The 6532-nt window shown below is 65.9% G+C and carries 6 protein-coding genes; 5 read left to right on the top strand and 1 reads right to left on the bottom strand.

Going from position 1 to position 6532, the window contains the following annotated elements; translation table 11 throughout:
• Both H5J29_RS16975 and H5J29_RS16980 read left to right on the top strand, forming a co-directional pair.
• On the top strand, positions 1–1593 hold a 1593-nt coding region (locus tag H5J29_RS16975), incomplete at its 5' end, for a PDDEXK-like endonuclease domain-containing protein (RefSeq protein ID WP_220187526.1).
• Positions 1590–2312, top strand: coding sequence for a hypothetical protein (locus H5J29_RS16980; RefSeq protein ID WP_181781931.1), 723 nt, complete (start codon positions 1590–1592; stop codon positions 2310–2312). The genes H5J29_RS16975 and H5J29_RS16980, both read left to right, overlap by 4 nt.
• A 208-nt stretch (positions 2313–2520) precedes the next feature.
• On the opposite strand, the gene H5J29_RS36240 is transcribed toward H5J29_RS16980, so the two are convergent.
• Positions 2521–3447 (bottom strand): DUF4190 domain-containing protein, encoded by a 927-nt coding sequence (locus tag H5J29_RS36240; RefSeq protein ID WP_181781932.1) that lies wholly within the window; start codon positions 3445–3447, stop codon positions 2521–2523.
• A gap of 221 nt (positions 3448–3668) precedes the next feature.
• Here H5J29_RS36240 and H5J29_RS16990 point away from each other — a divergent pair, with 221 nt between their 5' ends.
• The 3 genes from H5J29_RS16990 to H5J29_RS17000 form a co-directional block, all read left to right on the top strand.
• Positions 3669–3875 carry a hypothetical protein gene (locus H5J29_RS16990; protein ID WP_181781933.1) on the top strand — a complete coding sequence of 69 codons (207 nt, stop codon included), beginning with the start codon at positions 3669–3671 and terminating at the stop codon, positions 3873–3875.
• A 27-nt stretch (positions 3876–3902) separates the two neighbouring features.
• The gene (locus H5J29_RS16995; RefSeq protein WP_376768541.1) at positions 3903–4538 is read left to right on the top strand and encodes a type II toxin-antitoxin system VapC family toxin; all 636 of its coding nucleotides are present in this window, start codon (positions 3903–3905) and stop codon (positions 4536–4538) included.
• Positions 4539–5422: 884 nt separating this feature from the next.
• A partial coding sequence (locus H5J29_RS17000; RefSeq protein ID WP_181781935.1) for an FAD-dependent oxidoreductase occupies positions 5423–6532 on the top strand: 1110 nt, incomplete at its 3' end.

Below are 6532 nucleotides of genomic sequence, written 5' to 3' on the forward strand. Positions count from 1 at the left end.
GCGTGGGCCTGGGCACGGGCGCACCGGTTCGTGCAACAGCAACGCAACGCTGACACAGAACGCGTACTCGTAGCCAGATACGAGGCGGTGGGGCGCGAGCTTGAACTGGTCACCACCAGGCTCGTCGAGCAGCGAGCCACCCTCGCGATGCTGGAGCGCATGACCGACGCGCACGCCCGGGCGTTGAACGGCTATCGCGAGCACATGGGCAAGATCGGTGCTGGTTCGGGGCGAAAGACGCAGGCGTTTCGCCGAGCCGCGCGCGCCTCGATGCGGAAGGCACAAGATGCAGTGCCCGCATGGGTGGTGCCCCTGCCGACCTTGCTGGAGAACCTGGAGCCGATGCGCGACTCGTTCGACGTCGTCATCATCGACGAAGCGAGTCAGATCGGTATCGAGCACCTGTACCTGCTCTGGCTCGCTCCACGAGTGATCGTCGTGGGCGACGACAAGCAATGCACCCCGGGGCTAGCCCGACTCGGTGATCTCGACACAGTCTTCAACCAGAACGTCGCCCTCATGCCGGACATCGAGGAAGACATCCGCAACCACTTCACCCAGAAGTCCAATTTGTACGGAGTACTCACCGCGCGAGCTGGACGGGACGCGGTGATCCGCCTTCGCGAGCATTTCCGATGTATGCCCGAGATCATCAACTGGTCCTCGCGCACCTTCTACCCTGACAGCTCCGGCAAACCCGGGCTCATTCCGCTGCGGGAGAGACGGGCCCACGACCTCGAACCTCTCCGCCTCGTTCGGGTCGAAGGGGCCTCTGAAGAAGGCCGGGACGACCGCCGCCGGAATCCCGTTGAGGCAAAGGAGATCGTCCGTACCCTGACGTGCTGCCTGCAGGACCCACAATATGAAGGCAAGACTTTCGGCGTCGTCGTACTCACCGGGGGCAGCGGACAAGTACGTCTACTTGACCACGAGATCAATGCTGCGATATCGGCCGAGGAGAGGGCAGCTCGCCAGATCCGTGTCGGCATCGCCTCAGACTTCCAAGGCGACGAGCGTGACGTAATCATGCTTTCCATGGTCGTTGCGGATACTCCGAGAGCAATCTCGGCCGACAACTTCCGTCAGAGCTACAACGTTGCAGCCAGCCGAGCTCGTGACCAGATGTGGCTCTTCATATCAATAGACCCGGCTGAACTGCGACCCAATGATCTTCGAGCGGATCTCGTCGGATACATGCTTGACCCGCCGTCGATCTACGGAGATTCGCCTGAACTCGCGGACGTCTCGGCCGACAAGCCTCAGGAGCCGTTCGACTCACTCCTTGAACAGCGGGTCTTCCGCGAGATCAGGGGTCGTGGCTATCACGTCGTTCCTCAGTATCCCGTTGGGGAGCGTCGGCTCGACCTGGTCGTTTCCGGCGAGGGTGGGCGCATCGCAGTTGAATGCGATGGCCATGCCTGGCACACGAGCGTTGCAGACCAGGAGAACGACGCCCGACGTGACCGGGACCTTGCCCGACAGGGATGGGTGACTGTCCGTGTCAGGGAGAGCGAGTTCGAGTTCGACAAAGAGCGCGAACTCCACCAGCTCTGGGACGTCCTCGCAGCCCACGGAATCGAGCCCACCTCGTGAACGAGACCCCCACTCTGTTCTTGGAAGAGGCCGTACTGGAACGACTTGCCGAGATCATCTGCGGCGACGACGACTCGCTGCTCTATAGGAGTGGTTTCGAGCTGGTCAAGTTCTTCCGAGCGGCAGGATGGACTGTTGCCGACCTGGACGGAGAGGGTCGTCGCCGGTGGACAGCAGCACAGATCGTTGCAAGGAAAGACGACGGTCCTGCGCTGGCGCAGCTGGTGCTCAAGCTGGCAGATCCGAGGCAGTACTTTGGTGAAGAGCGGGCTCACGGGCGAGTAGTCGAGGAGCTCAACGGACTTCTGGCATTCGAGGGTCTAGTTGTCGTGGATACTGATACGCGTCCACGGTTAACGGACCGAGCAGACTCAGTGGAACGCGTGAACCGGGACGAGCCAGCGATCCTCGAGGTCAGCGTCGCAGAAGTCGTGACGGATCCGGAGCTGGCGGAGCAGCTTACACTCCGGCTTGAGGAGGCGCGACGATGCCTTGACTCAGGAGCTCCGACCGCTACTGTAATCATGCTCGGAAGTGTGCTCGAAGGGGTCCTTTACGATGTCGCTCTTCATCGTTTCACATCGGAGAAACAGCCGTCTGATCATCTTGAGTCCCTCATCAACCTAGCTCACCGAAGGCGATGGATCACCAAGGATGTCGTGGACTACGCGCACGTTGTTCGTGGACACCGCAACCTCGTCCATCCGAAAAGGCAATGAAAGGGATTTCTATTCGCCGTCTGCCAAGACGGCCACAATTGCCTGGAATGTCGTCGTTGCGGCAATCGTCGATCTAGCCCACTCGTCTACATAGGGGTTGCTTATTGCTCGCAGGCGTGAAATTTCTGAGGGGCGAGTGGCCTGCGGCGAGAGGGCGCAACAATTGTAGCTCGATACCACTCGGCAACCGACGGATAGTGGCGTCCGTCTAACGCTGGGTGAGAAAGGCGCCTCGTTCGGAGATGAACATGTTCGGCTCGTACAGCACTACATAGACGCCGTTGGTCTGTGCCTTGTCTTCGAAGCAGACGTCACCGGAGACCTTGCCGCCGGGTGCGAGTTCGCCGGTGTCGAGGCCTTTACCTCCGCCGAAGAAGGTCGGCGAGAGGATCGCGCCCGCAGGGTCTTGGAGTTCGAAGTCGAACATGCTGAACGATGCGGTCGACGTGCCGCCGTTGGCGTAGGAGACGGTGGTGCAGAGCGTCCTCTCGAAGGTTGAGTCGCCGGCCCGCAGGGGTGTGGAGGTGACGGCGAGGCCGTCGAAGGTGACGGTGCCGCCTGCGGGGAGGGCGACGTCGCCGTCCTTCTTGCCGGGGAAGGATGGGCCCTCGTTGAGCGGGCCCGCCGGTGTCGCGGTCTCGGCGGCGGAGTTGTTCGAGGCTCCAGACTGGCTCTCCGAGGTGCTGTTGGCGGCACCTGTGCGGGTGTCGTCGACGGCGTTGCCGAAGGCGGTGGCCCAGAGCAGGCAGATCAGTAGCGCGAACACGGAGGTGGCGATGCTGGCGATCGCGAGGCCCTTGTTGGTCGCCTCGCCTTTTGACACCCGGTGGGTGCCGACGATGCCGAGGACGAGTCCGATGATGCTCAGCGGCCAGGCGATGACCCCGATGATCGGGATAAACGAGAAGACGAGCGCGATCAGGCCGAGGACGAAACCTGCCGTGCCGAGCCCGTTCTTGGGCGGGGGTGGCGGAAGGTGGACCGGCGCGTTGGTCGGGTGCTGGAGGCGCTGGTGGGGGACCTGGGGGTATCCGGCGGGCGGGTAGTGTTGGGGTGGATACGGCTGCTGTCCGTACGGGGACTGCTGCGGGTAGGGCTGAGGGTGTTGCCCGTACGACGGCGGCTGCGTGGTCACAGCCGGTCCATCGCCGCTCCTGGTCAGCCGTTAACCGTCGCTTTACTTGATCATCACATCTGATGAGCGGGATCGAGCCCGCCTCGCCTCGCGAACTGGCGGACCAAGAAGGTCGGTTCGCTTCGGAAACCAGGTCAGGGAAGGGTGGGCGGTCCTCGTGCAGCGTCGTGCAGCACGCGCCTCGGCCTTCCCAGATGGCGGTGTGGCATACCATCGTCGGTATGGGTGCGGAGGGCGAGCGCGAGGAGCTGTCCCGTCTGGTGCAGCAGTTGCCGGACGAGGACGTACCCGCTGTGCTCTCAGACTTGCGCCGCCGCCTCGAGAGTGTCCGGTCGTGGCCGCCGGCGTTCTTCGGGATCGAGCCGGGCGATGGCAGCCGCGTCGGGGCTGATCATGACGAGATCCTCGCCGAGGGGTTCGGCCGGTAGGTGATCGTCTGCGACACGGGACCGTTGGTGGCGGCGGGCCTGTCGAGGGATCCCGATCATCGAGCGTCTGTGGATCTGTTCGCGTCGCTGCACATGAGTGGGCGGCCGATGGTGGTGCCGGCGCCGATCGTGGCGGAGGTCGGGTACCTGCTACATCGCAAGGGAAGCCCACGGGCCGAGTCCGCGTTCCTTCGGTCCCTCGCCGCGGGGGACTTCCGTACGGTCGAGCTCACCTCGGACGACTATGCGCGGATGGCGGATCTGGTCGACACCTACGCCGATCTCCCGCTCGGGACGAGCGACGCGTCCGTGGTCGCGCTCGCCGAGCGGCTCGGGGTCACCGAGGTCGCCACGCTCGACCACCGGCATTTCCGGGTGGTCCGGCCGCGGCATGTGGATGCGTTCACGCTTCTCCGTGACGTCGGTGGACCTGACCCCGGCGGGTGGCCGGATGCCGGGGTGTCCGGTATCCGATCACTCTGCGTGCCGTCGCACAGTGGATGTCGGGCTCCCGCTGTCGTCGGGGTGACCTCCGAGGGGACGGGAGGAGGCCCTGCTGGCGCGACCTCGTCGTCTGACTCAGTTCTGACAACAACACGAGCCGACTTCGGCCGCCCTCAAGCCACGTCCACGACCATGTTTTTCCAGGTCAGGGCGCCTTGACCTGCGGAATGATCGGGTTCACACCGAAGAGGTCACTGGTTCGATCCCAGTATCGCCCACGCAGGCGTTGGCCCTGGTCAGGGCTCCGAACAGGAGCCGGAGACCGGGGCCTTCGTCGTTCTTGGGGGCGTTTCAGTCCGGCGTCGACGACAACAGCGACCGCTTCGGTCGCTCCACATCTCGGATCGCCGTCGAGGAGTCGTGGGCAGACGGCGACCTGATGGATGCTGTCGTCACGGTGGACGTGCTCTGCCATCTCGTCGTGGGCCTGTGCGCGTGGCGCTTCGTCCTACGATCGTTCCCCTGGGTGCGGAGGGCGAGCGCGAGGAGCTGTCCCGTCTGGTGCCTCAGCTACCGGACGAGGAGGTTCCCGCTGTGTCCTCGGCCGCCCGCGTTCTTCGGGATCGAGCCGGGCGACGGTAGCCTGTCGGGGCTGATCATGACGAGTTTCTGGCCGAGGGGTTCGGCCGGTAGGTGATCCGATCATCGGGTTTCGGTCGACCTGTTCGCGTCGCTGTACATGAGCGGGCGGCCGATGGTGGTGCCTGGGCCGATCGCGGCTGAGGTCGGGTACCTGCTCCATCGCAAGGGCAGTCCGCGTGCCTGCGGTCACTCGCGGCAGGGGACTTCCGGCTCCGGCGGGTGGTCGGATGCGGGTGTCCGGTTGTCGGGGGGTCGACCGAGGGCGGTCACCATGGTCGAGATCGCGTTCGCCGACTCGTCGTCGACCCACTCGCCGTCGAACCGAGGGTGACCGCCGATCCGGCGCTCGGTGTCGCGAGACCAATGTCTCTCCCGCTCGTCCCGAGGGCCGGTGACGATGGCATCGCGGATCGCCCCCTGCGGTGCACGGTCCGAATGCCGACACGGAGAGGGATACGGCGATGTATCGACACGGTGGAGTCCCACTGGACCGGTTCGACGTGGTGGTCGTGGGTGGCGGCGCAGCCGGTCTGCTGGCGGCCGTCGACGCGGCCGAGAGCGGCGCGTCGGTCGTGCTTCTGGAGAAGAACTCCGAGGTCGGGGGCAAGACCGTGTGGTCGGCGGGGCTCGTGACCGCGGGCGGGACGGCGTACCAGCGTGAGCGGGGCATCGAGGACTCGGTCGAGGCGCACCGCTCCGACATCGTGGCCCACGCCGAGCGGATGGGGGTGCTCGCCATCCCCGGCGTCGCCGACAAGCTGGGTCTCATGATCGACAACGTGACCGCGGCGGTCGATCGGCTGACCGCGTTGGGGGTGCGGTTCTCCGGACCGCACCCCGAGGAGATCCACTCGGTCTTCCGCGGGCACCAGTTCGCGCCCGGGATCCGATCCGCCGTCGCGACGCTTGCCCAGGTGGCCGCGGACACGGGCGTCCGTATTCGCCGCGACACCCCGGCCGATGCACTGCTGACCGAGGACGGCGCCGTCGTCGGCGTCATGGCCGGCGGCCGGGAGATCCGGGCGGACGCGGTGATCCTCAGCGCCGGGGACTTCTCGGCGGCGGCTCCCGGCCGACCGGAGCCCCCGTTCGCCGCCCACGCCTACAAGCAGTGGTCGACGGGCGACGGCCAGTTCCTCGCCGCGGGGGTCGGCGGGGAACTGGTCGGTCTGGACTCGATGGTGTTCGGGGCCCTGATCACGGTCGACGAGCCGCTGTTCTTCGCCCACCCGCACGTGCTGATGAGCGGTGCGGTGGTCGTCGACGGCAGCGGGGCGCGCGTCGCCGACGAGCTCGCGACCTTCGGCCAGGGCTACGCCGACCGGACCCCCCACGACCTGTACCTGGTTCTCGGCGGCAGCCAGCTCGCGACGGTCGCGACGGCGGCGGACGACGGCCCGATCGGCCGCGACGGGTGGCTGACGACCGGCGGCACCCACCTCGGCAACCTGGGCGGCAAGGGCTACGCCTACGTCGAGGACCTCGTCGACTCCGGCATCGCCGTGCGCGCCGAGTCCCTCGCCGAGCTCGCGGAGACACTGGGGTGCGACCCGTCGACCCTCCAGGACGAG

The organism is Pseudonocardia pini (assembly GCF_013870575.1).
GTDB lineage: Bacteria > Actinomycetota > Actinomycetes > Mycobacteriales > Pseudonocardiaceae > Pseudonocardia > Pseudonocardia pini.